This window comes from Nocardia tengchongensis (assembly GCF_054781395.1).
This window is the reverse complement of sequence record NZ_BAAGUM010000006.1, coordinates 2,468,258-2,484,103: the sequence shown is the minus strand read 5'-3', so window position 1 is coordinate 2,484,103 and position 15,846 is coordinate 2,468,258. Positions and strand designations below refer to the sequence as shown.

At 68.8% G+C, this 15,846-nt stretch carries 16 protein-coding genes; 6 read left to right on the top strand and 10 right to left on the bottom strand.

Annotation, left to right across the window (positions count from 1 at the left end):
- Nucleotides 1-3 precede the first annotated feature (3 nt).
- Nucleotides 4-738 (top strand): DedA family protein, encoded by a 735-nt coding sequence (locus ACYVKL_RS22455; protein ID WP_246598204.1) that lies wholly within the window; start codon nucleotides 4-6, stop codon nucleotides 736-738.
- 25 nt (nucleotides 739-763) lie between these two features.
- Here the strand turns inward: ACYVKL_RS22455 and ACYVKL_RS22450 are convergent, their stop codons facing one another.
- The 3 genes from ACYVKL_RS22450 to ACYVKL_RS22440 all read right to left on the bottom strand — a co-directional run bounded on the left by ACYVKL_RS22450 (nucleotide 764) and on the right by ACYVKL_RS22440 (nucleotide 3,073).
- Nucleotides 764-1,906, bottom strand: coding sequence for a glycoside hydrolase family 76 protein (locus ACYVKL_RS22450; RefSeq protein WP_379165621.1), 1,143 nt, complete (start codon nucleotides 1,904-1,906; stop codon nucleotides 764-766).
- Between the two features lie 64 nt (nucleotides 1,907-1,970).
- A complete protein-coding gene (locus ACYVKL_RS22445) occupies nucleotides 1,971-2,654 on the bottom strand; it encodes a TrmH family RNA methyltransferase (protein WP_379165620.1) in 684 nt (227 codons plus the stop codon).
- A 17-nt stretch (nucleotides 2,655-2,671) separates the two neighbouring features.
- Nucleotides 2,672-3,073 (bottom strand): DUF4190 domain-containing protein, encoded by a 402-nt coding sequence (locus tag ACYVKL_RS22440; protein ID WP_379165619.1) that lies wholly within the window; start codon nucleotides 3,071-3,073, stop codon nucleotides 2,672-2,674.
- 105 nt (nucleotides 3,074-3,178) lie between these two features.
- On the opposite strand from ACYVKL_RS22440, the gene ACYVKL_RS22435 reads away from it, so the two are divergent.
- From ACYVKL_RS22435 to ACYVKL_RS22415, 5 genes are all read left to right on the top strand, one after another.
- Entirely contained in the window at nucleotides 3,179-3,790 is a 612-nt protein-coding gene (locus tag ACYVKL_RS22435) for a Uma2 family endonuclease (RefSeq protein WP_379165618.1), read from the top strand.
- A gap of 112 nt (nucleotides 3,791-3,902) precedes the next feature.
- Nucleotides 3,903-4,349 carry a hypothetical protein gene (locus ACYVKL_RS22430; RefSeq protein WP_357189188.1) on the top strand — a complete coding sequence of 149 codons (447 nt, stop codon included), beginning with the start codon at nucleotides 3,903-3,905 and terminating at the stop codon, nucleotides 4,347-4,349.
- A gap of 63 nt (nucleotides 4,350-4,412) precedes the next feature.
- Nucleotides 4,413-5,735, top strand: a complete 1,323-nt coding sequence (locus tag ACYVKL_RS22425) for a purine-cytosine permease family protein (RefSeq protein WP_379165617.1) — start codon at nucleotides 4,413-4,415, stop codon at nucleotides 5,733-5,735.
- A complete protein-coding gene (locus ACYVKL_RS22420) occupies nucleotides 5,732-6,844 on the top strand; it encodes a phosphotransferase enzyme family protein (RefSeq protein WP_379165616.1) in 1,113 nt (370 codons plus the stop codon). Before ACYVKL_RS22425 ends, ACYVKL_RS22420 begins: the two co-directional genes overlap by 4 nt.
- Nucleotides 6,845-6,947: 103 nt before the next feature.
- Nucleotides 6,948-7,436, top strand: a complete 489-nt coding sequence (locus ACYVKL_RS22415; RefSeq protein ID WP_379165615.1) for a hypothetical protein — start codon at nucleotides 6,948-6,950, stop codon at nucleotides 7,434-7,436.
- Between the two features lie 108 nt (nucleotides 7,437-7,544).
- On the opposite strand, the gene ACYVKL_RS22410 is transcribed toward ACYVKL_RS22415, so the two are convergent.
- The 7 genes from ACYVKL_RS22410 to clpB all read right to left on the bottom strand — a co-directional run bounded on the left by ACYVKL_RS22410 (nucleotide 7,545) and on the right by clpB (nucleotide 15,666).
- Complete coding sequence (locus tag ACYVKL_RS22410; protein ID WP_379165614.1) at nucleotides 7,545-8,231, bottom strand: lysoplasmalogenase family protein; 687 nt, start codon at nucleotides 8,229-8,231, stop codon at nucleotides 7,545-7,547.
- Complete coding sequence (locus ACYVKL_RS22405) at nucleotides 8,231-9,289, bottom strand: beta-ketoacyl-ACP synthase 3 (RefSeq protein WP_357189198.1); 1,059 nt, start codon at nucleotides 9,287-9,289, stop codon at nucleotides 8,231-8,233. The genes ACYVKL_RS22410 and ACYVKL_RS22405 overlap by 1 nt, the downstream gene beginning before the upstream one ends.
- Before the next feature lie 152 nt (nucleotides 9,290-9,441).
- Nucleotides 9,442-9,987: an orotate phosphoribosyltransferase gene (gene pyrE / locus ACYVKL_RS22400; protein ID WP_213558438.1), complete on the bottom strand. Its 546-nt coding sequence runs from the start codon at nucleotides 9,985-9,987 to the stop codon at nucleotides 9,442-9,444.
- Between the two features lie 8 nt (nucleotides 9,988-9,995).
- A complete protein-coding gene (locus tag ACYVKL_RS22395) occupies nucleotides 9,996-10,811 on the bottom strand; it encodes an SDR family NAD(P)-dependent oxidoreductase (RefSeq protein WP_357189200.1) in 816 nt (271 codons plus the stop codon).
- Nucleotides 10,812-10,956: 145 nt separating this feature from the next.
- Nucleotides 10,957-12,060 carry a type III secretion system chaperone family protein gene (locus ACYVKL_RS22390; protein ID WP_379165613.1) on the bottom strand — a complete coding sequence of 368 codons (1,104 nt, stop codon included), beginning with the start codon at nucleotides 12,058-12,060 and terminating at the stop codon, nucleotides 10,957-10,959.
- A gap of 59 nt (nucleotides 12,061-12,119) precedes the next feature.
- On the bottom strand, nucleotides 12,120-12,995 hold the full coding sequence (locus tag ACYVKL_RS22385) for a DUF5666 domain-containing protein (RefSeq protein WP_379165612.1): 876 nt from the start codon (nucleotides 12,993-12,995) through the stop codon (nucleotides 12,120-12,122).
- A 115-nt stretch (nucleotides 12,996-13,110) separates the two neighbouring features.
- Nucleotides 13,111-15,666, bottom strand: coding sequence for an ATP-dependent chaperone ClpB (gene clpB / locus ACYVKL_RS22380; RefSeq protein ID WP_379165611.1), 2,556 nt, complete (start codon nucleotides 15,664-15,666; stop codon nucleotides 13,111-13,113).
- Nucleotides 15,667-15,846 lie beyond the last annotated feature (180 nt).

Below are 15,846 nucleotides of genomic sequence, written 5' to 3'. Positions count from 1 at the left end.
TCGGTGCCGACCACCCCGCTGACTCTCCTCGCCTCCGGTCCCCGGGCGCTCGCCTTCGGCGGGTTCGGCCCGCTCGAGACGGCCGGGCCGGTGCTGGTGTGGACCATCGTCCTCACCTTCGTGTTCCTGGAGTGCGCCCTCATCATCGGGCTCTTCCTCCCCGGTGACTCCATGCTGATCACCGCCGGTGTGGTGCTGGCCTCGCAGGTCAATGGCGAGGGCCACGTGTGGGCGCTGTCGATCGGCACCATGATCGCGGCCATCGCGGGCAATCAGGTGGGCTACGTCTTCGGGCAGCGCACCGGGCACCATCTGGTGGCGCGCAAGAACGGCAAATACATCAACACCCGCAATCTGGCACGGGTCTCGGAACTGCTGCACCGGCACGGGTTCCTGGCGGTGCTGGTGGCCCGCTGGATTCCGTGGGTGCGCACGCTGTGCCCGCTGGTCGCGGGCGCGGCGGGGATGGATCACCGCAAGTACACCATCGCCTCGTCGGTCGGGGCGGTGATCTGGGCGCCCGTGATCCTGCTGGCCAGCTATTACGCGGGCAGTTTCCTCGAGGGCATTTCCTGGTTGATGCCCGCGGTCATCGGCACGCTGATCGTCGGGTTGATCCTGGGTACGGTGATCGGCGTGCGGCAGTACCGGGCCGAAATGGCTCGGCCCGCCGAGGATTTCGATGTCGATCTGGACGAGCCGGCGACGGTGCCGCTTCCCCGGCAGCACCGGGCCTGATCCGGCGCGATCGACTGATCCGGCGCTAGAGCCCCGCGGCCGTCACCGTGTGCGCGGCCTCCATCAGTTTCCAGCCCGAAAGCTGCACCGACAGATCGCGTTCGGGGCTGCGTGAGGCGCTGACCGAACCGCCCTCGAAGACACCCGCGCCCGCGACGCCGGGCAGCCGGGCGGGCTGCCGCCAATCCGCACCGAAGAGCGGTTCGCCTTCCACGTCCAAGCGGTGTTCCCAGGCCGCGGTCGCGGAGGAGCGGACGATGGCGGCGGCCTTGCGGCGCGCGCCGATATGGACGGGCTCGTCGCCGGGGAGCATGAGCGCGGCGAGCGCCAGGTAGCGAACGAGGATGCCGTTGAACAGGCCGCCGTCACCGCCCCCGTCGCCGACCACGATGCCGCGATCGGTCATGTGCTCCTCGACGGCGTCGATCAGCCGGATCGCGCGTTCGGCGTGCCGGGGCTCGCCGGTGTGCACGGCCAGTTCGGTTTCGAGGCCGAGGGTGACGCCCTGGCAGTAGCTGTAGACGGGCGTCTCCACCGCACCGGACGGTAGGTGGATGCCGTCGAAGATGAGACCGGTCTCCTTGTCACGCAGGTTGGCGTCGAGGAAGTCGGCCAGTTCCTGCGCCCGCGGGTAGTTGCCCAGCCGGGCCATGGCGATGCCGACCGGTCCGTTGGCCGGGGCGTTGAAGAAGTCCGAGCCCTTGCGCCACGGCACCGCGCCGAACTCCGGCTCGAACCCGTTGACCAGCGCCTTCTCCAGCACCAGCAGTGCGCCGCGGACCTCGGCCACCCCCTGGGTGCGCTCGGCGCGTTCCAAAGAGATGGTCAGCCAGGCCATGTCGTCGTAGTAGTTGTTGGTCCAGCCGGTGATGTTGCGCAGCCGCATGGCGTGCGCGATGGACCAGAGCCGGCGCTGCCGGGCGGGGGTGGGCGCGCGATTGGCGGCATCGACCGCGCAGTCGATCAGGTGGGCCTGCCACCAGTAGTGCCAGAAGGCGAAAGTGCGCTCGCGTTTGGTGGCGGGCCAGCCCACCACGCCGAGCTGGGTGCCCGGGCAACCCCACAGTTTGCGCAGGTGGCGGGACAGAATCGCGGCCTCGGCGAGATCGGCGCGCTGCGACCAGAGGGCAGCGGTCGGCTCGATGGTGCGTCCCGTCCGCGATGTCATGGGACTAATAATGCCAATCGGACAACCCTGTTCGTGGCTTATTTGTTACCGAGAGTCGTACGCCTCACCACGCCGCGGTGAGGTCCGCGTGCTGCCGGATCCACGCGTGCATGGCGATCCCCGCCGCCACCCCGGCATTGATGCTGCGGGTGGAGCCGAACTGCGCGATCGAAACGGTCAGCAGTGCGCCCGCTTTCGCGGCCTCGGTCACACCCGGTCCCTCCTGCCCGAACAGCAGCAGGCAGTTCCGCGGCAGGGTCGCGGTCTCCAGCGGCACCGCGCCCGGCACATTGTCGACCGCGACCACGCTCAACCCCTCGGCGGCCGCGAAACGCAACAGCTCGCCGGTGTCGGTGTGATGGTGAATGTGCTGGTAGCGGTCGGTGACCATGGCCCCACGCCGATTCCACCGCTTGCGTCCCACGATGTGCACGGCCGCCGCGGCGAACGCATTGGCGGTGCGCACCACCGTGCCGATATTGGCGTCGTGCCCGAAGTTCTCGATGGCCACGTGCAGCGGATGTCGGCGGGTATCGATGTCGGCGACGATCGCCTCCCGCCGCCAATAACGGTAAGCGTCCACCACATTGCGGCGGTCGCCGTGCGCGAGCAGCTCCGGATCCAGCCGCGGGTCCGCGGGCGGCTCGGTGCCGAACTCCGCGCGCCAGGGTCCGACGCCGTGCGGATGCTCACCCCATTCGGTCGGGCCGGGGGCTTCGGACTCTGCGGCGGTCGGGCTGGAACTCACCCGGCGATGGTAGTCGGCTACTGCGAGGAGCCGACCGCGCCCACGATGATGGCGAACACGACGAACAGGATCAACAGCAGCATCACCGCGGTGGCGATGATGCCGCAGATCCAGCCCGCGGTCACCATGCCGCTACCGCCGATGGCGCCGTTGGACTCGGCGATCTCGCGGCGCGCCTTGCCGCCCATGATCCAGGCCACCGGGCCGAGCAGCTGGCAGAACACCAGGCTCATCACGCCGAGGATGAGCACCACGACGGCCTGCGGATGATCCGGGGCGGGGGCGCCGTAATAGCCCGGCGGGTAGTAGCCGGGGAGCGGCGGCTGATAGCCCGGGTTGTAGCCCGGCTGCTGGTAGTAGCCCGGCTGCTGTCCCTGGGACTGCGGATCCCAGCCCGGCGGGGGCGCGTCGTAGGTCATGCGCTGAATGCTAGGTGGTGGTGCGCCGCAACGGGTGCGGGCGCTTCCGTGGTCGAAGGAGGGAAACATCGCTGCGCGGTTGCCGGGCGTGGAAGACTGTGGCGCATGACTCGGTCGAGTTCCGCGGAGTTGCTGAAATCGGTTGAATACTGGCCGAATCACTTGCTGTCCATCGCGGAGTGGTCGCTGCTTCCGGAGAACAATCGGCACTGCCGCGAATTGGTGGACGGCGTGCTGGTGGTGGCGCCGCAGCCGCCGCGGCATCAACTCGCGGTGTGGCGCTTGGCAGCTCAGCTCGAGCGCGGGCTGCCGCGGCAGATGGCCGCCATGGCGCGGATCGAATTGCTGATCGACGAGGGCACGCCGCCGACGGTGCGGGTACCGGATGTGCTGATCGTGGGCGGCGCCGCGGGGGCCGAGCATGCCACCCGGGTACGGCCGGCGGATGTGCTGGCGGCCATCGAGATCGTGTCGCCGGGGTCGCGGCGGGTGGACCGGGTGATGAAGTTCGCCGAGTACGCGGCGGCCGGGATCGGGCACTATTGGCTGCTGGAGACCGAGGAGGCGTTGCGGCTGCTGACTTTTCGGCTGCGGGACGGGCAATACGTACCGACCGGTGAGTACTACGGGCAGGTGACCCTGCAGCTCGACGACCTCGGCCTGCCCTTGGACCTGGACGCCCTGACCGCGCTCCGCGCATCCGGCGTCTCGGTTTGATCCCCGGCTGCTCTCGATTCGCCGCGCAACCCCTCTGACCTCGCCTGATCGGCCCACACGGGACAAAATTCGGGACTATCCTGGAGTCCCGAAGGCCGTGGTTGGAGGTCTGATGGACCACGCGCGCATCGCCCGAATCGTGCTCGGAGTGACGGCGGCATATCTCGTCGCACTCGGGTTGTGGCTGGGCTGGCTGGTCCCGCTCACCCCGCCCGGCACCCTCCCGGTGCAGGTCGTCACACTGGTCGGACTGTACGGAACCTTCCTCGGCCTGGGCATGCTCTTCGCCCAGCGGCCCACCCGCTCCGACCGGAAACTGCGGCGGCACGGACTCGAAGGGTGGGCGAACATCGAAGGCGTGCATCCGCTGCAACGCACCGACCACTGCACCGAGCTCACCGAACTCGACCTGGAACTGGTGGTGCCGGGCTCGGAAACCTATTACGGCAGCATCGTGTTCGACGTCGAACCGGTGGTGAAACCGAGAATCGCTGTGGGCGGCACGATTTCGATCCGCGTCGATCCCCGCAACCGCGACCGCATCATGCTGTGCCTGTGACCCGGGCGCGCTCGCCGGGACACTCTGCAGGATTCGCCCAATCCTGGCCGTAGCATCCTGGCCATGACGATCGCCGACAAACCGGACCGCCGGGAAGCGCCGCTGGTGCTCGACACCGAGCCGCCGCGCAGCCTCGGGTTCACCGATCAGGCGGCGTTCTGGCTGAATCTGGGCGTCAGCCTGATCGGTTTCAGCGGCGCCGCGGTGGTGCTCACCCCCAACGGCTCACACCTGCCCCTCACCGGGGCGCTGCTGGCGACCGTGGTCGGCACCGTGATCGGCGCGGCCATGGTGGCCGGGCCCGCCGCCATCGGCTCCCGCACCGGCGCGCCCGCCATGGCGGTGCTGCGCGGACTGTTCGGCACCCGGCTGTCGTATGTGCCGACGGTCGCCAACATCGTGCAGTGCATCGGCTGGGGCGTGTACGAACTCACCGTCATTACCCTCGGCGTCTCGGCGCTCACCCACGACCGGGTGCCGCACTGGATCGTCATCATCGGCGCGGGCGTGCTGTCCACCGTGATGGCCATCTGGCCGCTGTCCGCGGTGCGGGCGCTGCGCAAATACGTGTCGGTGGCGGTGGCCATCGCACTGATCTACTTCACGATTCAGCTACTGCGCCAACCTGTTCCGTTGCCCACGGACACCAGCTGGAGCGGCTTCTGGCCCGCCGTCGACAGCACCCTCGCGGTGTCCATCTCCTTCGTGCCGCTGGCCGCCGACTACACCCGGCACTCTCGTTCGGCGCGCACCGCGGCGGGGGCCACCGTGGTCGGATACTCCGTCGCGCAGGTCTGGTGCTACCTGCTGGGCATCCTCGCGATCCTGCAGGCGGGGGGCAACGCCGACCACATCTTCGACACCTTCCTCGGCGTCACCGCCGGATGGCTGTTCTTCGCGGTGCTGGTGCTGCGCGAATCCGATCAGTCCTTCGCCAACATCTATTCGACAGCCATGTCGATCCAGAACCTGCTGCCCCGGGTGGACCGGCGGCTGCTGGCGTCGCTGGTCGGCCTGGTCGTGACGCTGCTGGCCCTGCCGGTGCGCGACTTCAGCAATTACGCCAACTTCCTGGTGCTGATCGGCTCGGTCTTCGTGCCGCTGTGCGCGGTGCTGGTCGTCGACTACTTCTTCGGCCGCGGCCGCACCGGCTGGGACCTCACCGAATCCGCCCCCACCCGGCCGCTCATGCTGCTGCCGTGGGCGATCGGCTTCGTCACCTATCAACTGTTCAACCCCGGCTACATCAGCTGGTGGAGCGAATTCTGGATCAAGGCGCAGGACCGGCTCGGCATCCATCCGGGCTGGTGGTCCTCGGCCTCGCTGTACTCCTTCCTGGCGGCCGCCGCCGTGACGGCGATCCTGGTGCGGTTCCGCCGGGGATGACCGACGGCCGGGTCTACGGCATGGGGCTCGACCCACTGGTCGAACCCGACTGGCCCGCACTCACTTCCGCCGAGGTGGACGCGGTGCTGGGGCCGGACGCCGCCATCACCTGGCGCAGTCCGCGACCGCTGTCGGCCACCGCGCGGGTCCGGCTGCCCGACGACCGCGAGGTCATCCTCAAACGCCTGCCCCGCACCCTGCGCGACGCCGCCGCGCTCGGCGAGGAACACCGATTCATGGATCACCTGCGCGGGAACGGAATTCCGGTGCCCGGCGTCCTGCGCACCCTCGAAATCGGCGAATTCTCCTACGAAGTGCAGGAACTCGGGGCCGGGACCGACGATTACCGGGGCGTCTTCTCCTGGTCCCCCTACCGCTCTCTCGACGATGCCGCCGCAGCCGGGCGCATGCTGGCCCGGCTACACCTGGCCGCCGCCGGATACGACGCACCGAACCGACCGCCCCGGCCGCTCCAGGCGGGCTTCACCGTGTTCGCCGCCGCCGATCCCCTTGCGGCCGTGGCGCAACGCGCAGTCGAACGCCCCGCGCTGGGATCCTTCCTGGCCGGCCGCGATTGGCGGGGTGACCTGGAACGCGTCCAGCTACCCGCCTGCGAGCGGCTGCACCCGCTGCTCACCGACCTGGAACCCCTGTGGACGCACAATGATTGGCACGGCACCAACCTGCTGTGGCGAGACGGCGTTGTCGCCACGGTCATCGACTTCGGCCTGTGCGACCGCACCACCGCGATCCACGATCTCGCCACCGCGATCGAACGCTGCGCGGTGGACTGGATTTCGATCCGCGCGGGTGGTCCCGCACATGTCCGATTCGATCAGGTCCGGGATTTCCTGCGGGCCTACGCATCGGTCCGCCCGCTGACCCCGGCCGAACGCCGCGCCCTCCCCGCGCTACTCCCGATGGTGCACTGCGAATACGAACTCTCCGAGATCGACTACTTCCTGGGCGTGATCCCCGGCGGCAATCCGGAGAATGCCGAAATCGCCTATACCGATTACTTCCTCGGTCATACCGCTTGGTGGCGGGAATCATCGGCGGGGCGGGAACTGCTGACTGCCGTCACCGAAATATCCGACTTGATTCCGTGACTGCGATCCGCTAGAACTTGTTCTGTTGCTTTTCGCAACGCGAATCGTTCTGCACGCCATCTGAGTTCAGCGTGCGTCGGGGGTCGGGAGGATAGGAATAATCATGCGTCGCACCATTCGCAATTTCGGTCGTAAGGCAGTTGTCGCGGCTCTGCCGCTGGCGGTCGCCGCCACCTTCGCCGGCGCGGGAACGGCTTCCGCCACCGCGCCGGTCGAGGCCCCGCAGTCGGCCCCGATCGTGCAGCTCGCCGCGGCTACCCCGGCGGCTCCGGCCGCGGCGGCCATCGCCCAGCCCGTCGCCGCCGAGGCCGCGCAGCCCGTGACCCCGGATGTCGCCCCGGTCGCGGCCGAGGTCTCGCAGCCGCAGGATATCGCCACCGACCCGAATGCCCAGAACCACGATCCGATGGCCAATGCCGCCGCCCTCGGCTTCGTCATCGGCGCCGCGACCGGCGCCGTCATCTGTGGCATCACCATTATCGGAATTCCGCTGATCCCGCTCTGCGCCGTCGGCCCCGGCCTGCAGCTCGCACTGGTTGGCCTGCTCGTCGGTGCTATCGCCCCGAATTCCGTTCCGCAGATCCTGCCCTGATCCTTCGCGGACGAGACACGAAGAACCCCATCCAGTGATTTCTGGATGGGGTTCTTTCATATCGAATTCCGGTGACGGATACGGTGACCTATTCGGTTACCGATATACCTACCGATGCGCGCGCGGATCCGCCAGCAGATACTGCGCGGCCGCATAAGTGCCGAGAATGACACCCTCGGTGATTCGGCGGGACTTCTCACCGCGCGCGAAAATGCGGCGCAGCACGATCAATCCGTCGGACACGGTGAACAGCAGTGCGCCCAGGCCCAGCCGGCTGCGCGGATCCACGTTCGGAACGTTCACGCCCGCAATGTTCTTCGCGTCGCGCGCCAATTCCGGATCCGAGGCCAGCGTGGCCGCGGCGCCCAGCGTCGCGCCGTACACGGTGAGCGGCACCGCCACGGTCGGGGCCTTGAACCGCATCAACGTCGCCGCACCCAGCCAGGCCGCCAGCCGCTGGCCCGCGATGGCGGGCCGGGGCCGAGCGCCGTGCCGCCACCACAGCCACGAGTATCCGGACTGCATGACCGCGAAAGACGAAGCGCCCGCGATCAATCGGCGATCGTCGTCGGGGTCGATGAGCAGCACGTCACCCACGGTGGCGGCGGCCAGCGAACCGAGCAGCACGGTGCGATCGGTGGGCTGCAGCCGCTTGCCGTTGACCGCCACATCGGCGGCCAGCAGCGGCATCAGCAGGGGCTTCGCCACCCACTGCAGTTTCTCGCGACCGGTGACCGCGCCGTAGACGGTGACCGCCGCCGCACCGATGAAGGCGGCACGGAACGGGCGGGCCATCAGAAGCTGGGCTCGGCCGGAGCGGGCGGCAGCACCGCGACCTGGCCGGCGTAGGACAGGCCCGCACCGAAGCCGAGCAGCAGCGCCAGCTGACCGCCCTTGGCCTTGCCGGTCACCAGCATCTCCTCGATGGCCAGCGGGATCGAGGCGGCCGAGGTGTTGCCGGTGTTCTCGATGTCGTTGGCCATCGGCAGATCGTCGGGGAGGCCGAGGTTCTTCTTCATCAGCTCGTTGATCCGGGCGTTGGCCTGGTGCGGGACGAACACCTCGATGTCGTCCTTGGACACGCCCGACAGCTCGATCGCGCTGGACAGCGCGCGCGGCAGGGTGACGGCGGCCCAGCGGAAGACCTTGGGGCCCTCCATGTGCAGCGACATCCGGCCCACGGACTCCACGGCCGGGTCGGTGCCCTGCAGGCGCTGCGCCTTGTTCATGAACTCCAGGAAGTCCACGTCCTGCGCGATGGCTTCGGCGTTCTCGCCGTCGGAGCCCCACACGGTCGGGGAGATGCCGTTCTCCTCGGCGGGGCCGATCACGACCGCGCCCGCGCCGTCACCGAAGATCATGGCGGTGCCGCGGTCGGTCGGGTCGAGACCGACGGTCATCGTCTCGGCGCCGATGAGCAGGATGTATTCGGCCGAGCCGGAGCGGATCATGTCCGCGGCCACGCCGAGGCCGTAGCCGAAACCGCCGCAGCCCGAGACCAGGTCGAAGGCTGGGATGCCGTTCATGCCCAGGTCCGAGGCGACGGTCGGGGCGCCGTGCGGGGTCAGCTTGAGCCAGCTGGAGGAGGCCAGGATCAGCGCGCCGATCTTGGACCGGTCGATGCCGGTGTTCTTCAGCGCCCGCTCGCCCGCGGCGACCGCCATGCTGCGCAGCGTCTCGTCGCCGGAGATCCAGCGCCGGTTGTGGATGCCGGTGCGCTCGAAGATCCAGTCCGGAGTGGAGTCGAGAACCTCGCACACCTCGGCGTTGCTGACGACGCGCTGGGGCCGGTAGGCACCGATGCCGAGCATCGCAATATTCTGCTGACCCTTGTTGATTGCAATGCTCACCACAGGTGACTCACACGACCCTTCGCACAATCATTGTCGACACCGTTGTCGGACGTAAGACCAGGACACAGGCTAACCCAGAGCAAGGTTTCAGCCCAGAGCCAAGTCTTGTTAACCGTCCAGTAAGGACACGCCCTGGCACCGGGACATCAGTCCTACCCCAACGCGAGGTCCTTCAGGCCCAGAATCGATCGATATTCCAAACCTTCGGCGGCGATGATGCCGTCGGCGCCGGTCTCGCGGTCCACCACGGTGGCCACGCCGACCACGATCGCGCCCGCCTCGCGCAGCGCGCGCACCGCGGTGATCGGGGAGTTACCGGTGGTGGTGGTGTCCTCGACCACCAGCACCCGCTTGCCCACGATGTCGGGGCCCTCGATCTGGCGCTGCATGCCGTGCGTCTTGGCGGCCTTGCGCACCACGAAGGCGTCGACCGGCCGGCCCGGCGCGTGCAGGACCGCGGCCGCCACCGGGTCCGCGCCCATGGTGAGCCCGCCCACCGCGTCGAAGTCCCAGTCCGCCACGAGCTCGCGCAGCAGCTTGCCGATCAGTGGGGCCGCCTCGTGGTGCAGGGTGGCGCGGCGCAGGTCCACGTAGTAGTCGGCTTCCTTGCCCGAGGACAGGGTCACCCGGCCGTGTACGACGGCGAGTTCGCGCACCAGAGCCGCGAGTCTGTCCCGGTCGGTGGTCGTTACCTGCATTGCTGTGTCTATGTCCTTCCGCGTGCGTTGAACAGGCCCCGGTTCAGGCGGGTCACCAGGGTTCGTGGGATGAGCCCGGCGATCGAGACGATCGCTTTGTACTGCAGTCCGGGCACGCTGATCACCCGGTCTTTCTCCAGATCATGCAGCGAACCGGCCACCACCTCGTCCACGCTCAACCACAGGGGTCGCGGTAGCGAGGCCATCTCGATGCCGGCCCGCTCATGGAATTCGGTGCGGACGAATCCCGGGCACAAGGCCTGCACCCGGACTCCGGTTCCGGCCAGCCCGCCGGCCAGCCCTTGAGAGAAGGATACGACGTACGCCTTGGAGGCCGAATAGGTCGAGCCCCGTCCCGAGATCAGGCCCGCGACGCTGGCCACATTCACCACGGTGCCCTTGGCCGCGTGCAGCATGGCCGGCAGGGCCGCCCGGGTGAGCTGCACGACAGCGGTGACGTTCACATCCAGTTGGTGCTGCAGAGCGTCAGGGCCCTGCGTCCAGAATTCGCCCGACATGCCGAATCCCGCGTTGTTGACCAGGAATTCGACGCCTTCGGCGAGGCGGGCGGCCACCCGATCGCGGTCCGCGGAACGGCTCAGATCGGCGGGCAGCGTCTCGGCCCGCGCGGCGAACCGCACCTGGAGATCGTGTGCCAGCGCGGCCAGCCGCTCCTCATCCCGCGCCACCAGTACCAGGTCGTAGCCGAGGGCGGCGAGCCTGGTGGCGTATGCCTTGCCGATGCCGGAGGTCGGTCCGGTGACCAAGGCCACCGGACGGCGCGCGCCCGGCAGGCGCACCTGATCGGGGGAACTCTCGGTCATCGACGGCCCATCACTCGCACGTTCGGGGAGTGGTCGGCGATGACCGGAACTGCGCCCTCATTCTGTTCCCTGGCCGACCCACACGCGGCGAATTCGCGCAGACACGGTGTGGCTGCGGCGCGCCGCGCGTGGACACGGCCGGGCGTCACCTCGGGGCTGGTCCCTGGTAGGGGCGGAAGCCCGGATGGAAGGGGCCGCCGGGCGGGGCGCTGCGGCCCTGATCCTTGCGCCAGCCCTCCTCGGGCTCACGGTCCGGATCGGATTCCTCGCGCCATTCGTCGGATTCCGGTTCGTCCCAACGGTCTTCACCCTCGGGGCGGGGGCCGTCCTCGGGGGCGGGCGGCCAGTTGCGGCGCGGGCGGTTGCGCGGGTCCGGCACGACTTTCAGTGCGGGCCGCCAGTTTTCGGGCTCGTCGTCCGGTTCGCCGGCGCCGGCAATATCGCTGACCAGCGGCGAGTCGTAGTCGTCGGCGTCGCCGCGCGGGCGGGCCGGGCGGTCGTCGCGGGGGCGTTCGGCGCGCGCGGGACGGTCGCCGTCGCCGTAGTCGCCGAATTCGTCGTGGCCGTCGTAGTCGTCGTCCCCGGGAACCGGTTGCGAACGACCGGGTTCGGGCAGTTCGTCGCGGCCGCGCTCGGCATTGATGACCGGCGGCAGCACGTGCAGCAGACCCGACAGTCGCAGCACCGCGTCGATGGCGGTCTCCCAGTCCTTGGCGACCGCGCCGACCGGCAGCATGCCGAGCGTCCAGTTGCCTTCGGACCACAGCTGCTGCACCTCGTCGGGCAGCGACTCGATGAACGCCACCATGCGCTGATCCACCGCGTGCCGCGCGACATCCGGATTGGTCGCGAAGACCACCCGGTCGCCGATGGCGCCGAGCAGCTCCAGATCGTGATCCTTCGGCGGCGCCGCGGTTTTCAACCGCAGGTCGATGTCGATGTCCGAGCCGATCTGCCGGCGCACCGCGACCAGGGTGGCGGCGTCCTCCAGATCGAAGAGCACGAACTTCTCACCCTTGCGGTTGCCCGACACCACGTCCACCGCGGACAGGTAGCCGAGTTTGGCCAGCGCGCCGCGCCGCCAGGTGGAGGCCAGCGCGGGCTCCACCGAAACATAGGTGTAGCCCTGGGATTTCGCCCAGACCTGCCGCACATGCCCGGTGCGCTGCCGCTGCAGCCGATCGAAATAGAGCAGCACGATCGCACCTACGAGCGCGATCGCCGCCAGCCCGAACCATATAGCCGTCATCGCCGCCTACCCTATCCAGAGTGAGGGCGTCATGCCCGGCACGCCCACAGCATTCTTGCTCATCGAGTCCCGCTCGGCAGGGACGTGCTGAAGATCAGCTTCGCCTGAATGGATCCGTCGGAGTTCTTGTCGCCCTGAACCATCACCACTTCGCCGACCGGCAGGTCCGCGACTTTGGTACTGCCCAGGGAGATTACCTGCGTCTTGTCGTCGGTCTTCACCGTCACCGTGCTCCCGGACAGCGCCGTGATGGTGAGGGTGGCGCCGTCGTTGGACGCGATGGTCCCCATGTCCGCGCCGAGCTGGTCCAGATCACCCAGGCCCGGAATCGTGGGCACGCCGCTGGGCAGCGGCAGCGAGGAGGTGTTGCTCGGGAAGGCCGGCATCGGAAGGCGGGAGTTGTTCGGTCCGCTCGCGGTATCCGACGAATTGCCGGACAGCACCGTTCCCACCACGACCCCGACGATCGCGACCGCGATGATCGCGGCCAGGCCCAGCGCGATCCACATGGTGGTCCGGCGTGGCGGCGGGGGCGGCGCCGAATTCTGCGGGAAGCCGCCCGGCGGATAGCCGCCCGGCGGCTGACCCGGCCCACCCGGATAACCGGGACCGCCGGGCGCGGGCGGATACATCGGTGCGCTGTAGGCCGCCGTGGGCGTATACCCCGGCTGACCCGGATAGACGGCCGTCGGCTGCTCGTACCCGCCGCCGGTGTCGTAGCCACCCCAGCCCGCGTCCGCGGGCGGGAACACCCGGGTCGCCTCGGGGCCGGGCGGCTGCCCGAAATAGTCGGTCGGACCAGCGGGTATGGACTCGGTGGGCCCGTACGCCGCGGCGCTATCCGAGGTGTGGCCGCCGGGTACGGCCTGCTCGGCGGGTCCCTCCCCAGGGCCCGGTTCCGGCCGCCGCGACCACGGATCGCTCGGATCAGTCATGGCCTCCAGGGTAGGCGGAGTACGGCTACCGAGCCGCGAACTCGACCGGACGGTTCCGAAACGGCGAGGCCCCCGGGCAAACCGAAGTTCACCCGGGGGCCTGCGTTCGCGCTGGTCAGCGCCCGACGATCAGGCTGTCGCCGTCGGGGCTGACGTTCACCTTCACGGTGTCGCCGTCCTGCACCTCCCCGGCCAGCAGTTCCTTGGCGAGCGAGTCGCCGATGGACTGCTGGATCAGGCGGCGCAGCGGGCGCGCGCCGTAGGCCGGGTCGTAGCCGCGCACGGCCAGCCAGAAGCGGGCCGAGTCGGACACGTCCAGGGTGAGGCGGCGCTGGGCGAGCCGCTTCTGCAGCTGGTTCAGCTGGATGTCGACGATCTGCTCCAGCTGTTCCTCGTCGAGCGGGTGGAACATGACCACGTCGTCGAGCCGGTTCAGGAACTCCGGCTTGAAGGCGCGGCGCACCGCGTTCATGACCGTCTCCCGGTCACCGCCCGCACCCAGATTCGAGGTCAGGATGAGGATGGTGTTGCGGAAGTCGACGGTGCGGCCCTGGCTGTCGGTGAGCCGGCCTTCGTCGAGCACCTGCAGCAGGATGTCGAAGACGTCCGGGTGGGCCTTCTCGATCTCGTCGAACAGCACCACCGTGTACGGGCGTCGCCGCACCGCCTCGGTGAGCTGGCCGCCCTGGTCGTAGCCGACGTAGCCGGGCGGCGCGCCGACCAGGCGGGCCACCGAGTGCTTCTCGGCGTACTCGCTCATGTCGATGCGGACCATGGCGCGTTCGTCGTCGAACAGGAAGTCCGCCAACGCCTTCGCCAGCTCGGTCTTACCGGTGCCGGTGGGTCCCACGAACATGAAGGAACCGGTCGGGCGATTGGGGTCGGCGACCCCGGCCCGCGCCCGGCGCACGGCATCCGACACCGCTTGCACGGCTTCCTTCTGCCCGATCACCCGGTTGCCCAGCTCGTCCTCCATGCGGAGCAGCTTCTGGGTCTCGCCCTCCATCATCCGGCCCACGGGGACACCGGTCCACGCCGACACCACCTCGGCGATGTCGTCGGGTCCGACCTCCTCCTTGAGCATGACGTCACCGTCGGCGGCGGTCTTCGCCTTGGCCTCGGCCTCACCGAGTTCCTTCTCCAGCTGGGGGATTCGCCCGTACCGGAGTTCGGCGGCCTTGTTGTAGTCGCCGTCGCGTTCGGCCCGCTCGGATTCGCCCTTGAGCGCTTCGAGCTGTTCCTTCAGCACAGACACCGCGTCGATGGCCTGCTTCTCGTTCTGCCAACGGGTCATCAACTGGTTGAGCTTCTCGCGGTCGTCGGCGAGTTCGGAGCGCAGCTTCTCCAGTCGCTGCTTGGACGCCTCGTCGGTCTCCTTGGCGAGCGCCACCTCCTCGATCTCGAGCCGTCGCACCACGCGCTCGATCTCGTCGATTTCCACCGGGCGGGAATCGATTTCCATGCGCAGCCGCGAGGCCGACTCGTCGACCAGGTCGATCGCCTTGTCCGGCAGGAACCGGGAGGTGATGTAGCGGTCGGACAGGGTCGCCGCCGCCACCAGCGCGGAGTCGGTGATCCGCACGTGGTGGTGGTTCTCGTAGCGCTCCTTGAGCCCGCGCAGGATGCCGACGGTGTCCTCCACCGACGGCTCGCCCACCAGCACCTGCTGGAACCGGCGCTCCAGGGCCGGGTCCTTCTCGATGTGCTGGCGGTACTCGTCCAGGGTGGTCGCGCCGACCAGGCGCAGTTCACCGCGGGCCAACATGGGCTTGATCATGTTGCCGGCGTCCATGGCGGATTCGCCGGTCGCGCCCGCGCCGACAATGGTGTGCAGCTCGTCGATGAACGTGATGATCTGCCCCGCAGAGGATTTGATCTCCTCCAGCACGGCCTTCAACCGCTCCTCGAACTCACCGCGGTACTTCGCGCCCGCGACCATGGCGCCCAGATCGAGCGAGACCAGCTTCTTGCCGCGCAGAGATTCCGGGACGTCCCCTTCGATGATGCGCTGGGCCAGGCCCTCCACGATGGCGGTCTTGCCGACACCGGGCTCGCCGATCAGCACCGGGTTGTTCTTGGTGCGACGGCTGAGCACCTGCACGACCCGGCGGATCTCGGTGTCGCGCCCGATGACCGGGTCCAGCTTGCCGTCGCGGGCGGCGGCGGTCAGGTCGGTGGAGTACTTCTCCAGCGCCTGGTACGAGCCCTCCGGATCCGGCGAGGTGACGCGGGCGTTGCCGCGCACGGCGGTGAACGCCTCACGCAGCGCGTCGGCGGTCGCGCCGTACTTCAGCAGCAGTTGCTGCACATCGGAGTCCCCGGCGGCGAGGCCGTAGACCAGGTGCTCGGTGGAGACGTACTCGTCGCCGAGCTCGGTGGCGAGGTGCTGCGCGGAGCTGAGCGCGGCAATTGCCTCGCGGCCCAGATTGGGGGTGGTGGTAGCGCCCGTGGCGCGCGGCAGGCGATCGACGATCTCCTGGGCTTCGCGCCGGACCGCGGCCGGATCGACGGCGACGGCCTTGAGCAGCGGTGCGGCGATGCCGTCGGTCTGATCCAGCAACGCCACCAGCAAGTGAGCCGGACGGATCTCCGGGTTTCCGGCGACGGAGGCCGCCTGTTGCGCGGCCGTCAGGGCCGCCTGGGTCTTGGTGGTGGGATTGAACGAGTCCACTGTCACCTTCCTACTAGTCGTTGCTGTCTACAACACGCCAGAAGTTGAGTCTGTTCCGCTCAAGTCTGACCAGTTTTCGACGCCTACGCCAGCGGGCGAGCCGATGCCCACGCTACGCGTCCGATGATCAGCGTTGGCTATATCCGTGCGACCACCGGGTTTTAAGGGATACTTGACGCG

Coding starts and splice junctions, on each gene's coding strand:
- ACYVKL_RS22450 (WP_379165621.1), bottom strand. CDS start 1,906: ATGACATCGCGGACGGGACGCACCATCGAGCCGACCGCTGCCCTCTGG.
- ACYVKL_RS22440 (WP_379165619.1), bottom strand. CDS start 3,073: ATGACCTACGACGCGCCCCCGCCGGGCTGGGATCCGCAGTCCCAGGGA.
- ACYVKL_RS22435 (WP_379165618.1), top strand. CDS start 3,179: ATGACTCGGTCGAGTTCCGCGGAGTTGCTGAAATCGGTTGAATACTGG.
- ACYVKL_RS22430 (WP_357189188.1), top strand. CDS start 3,903: ATGGACCACGCGCGCATCGCCCGAATCGTGCTCGGAGTGACGGCGGCA.
- ACYVKL_RS22425 (WP_379165617.1), top strand. CDS start 4,413: ATGACGATCGCCGACAAACCGGACCGCCGGGAAGCGCCGCTGGTGCTC.
- ACYVKL_RS22420 (WP_379165616.1), top strand. CDS start 5,732: ATGACCGACGGCCGGGTCTACGGCATGGGGCTCGACCCACTGGTCGAA.
- ACYVKL_RS22415 (WP_379165615.1), top strand. CDS start 6,948: ATGCGTCGCACCATTCGCAATTTCGGTCGTAAGGCAGTTGTCGCGGCT.
- ACYVKL_RS22410 (WP_379165614.1), bottom strand. CDS start 8,231: ATGGCCCGCCCGTTCCGTGCCGCCTTCATCGGTGCGGCGGCGGTCACC.
- pyrE (WP_213558438.1), bottom strand. CDS start 9,987: ATGCAGGTAACGACCACCGACCGGGACAGACTCGCGGCTCTGGTGCGC.
- ACYVKL_RS22395 (WP_357189200.1), bottom strand. CDS start 10,811: ATGACCGAGAGTTCCCCCGATCAGGTGCGCCTGCCGGGCGCGCGCCGT.
- ACYVKL_RS22390 (WP_379165613.1), bottom strand. CDS start 12,060: ATGACGGCTATATGGTTCGGGCTGGCGGCGATCGCGCTCGTAGGTGCG.
- ACYVKL_RS22385 (WP_379165612.1), bottom strand. CDS start 12,995: ATGACTGATCCGAGCGATCCGTGGTCGCGGCGGCCGGAACCGGGCCCT.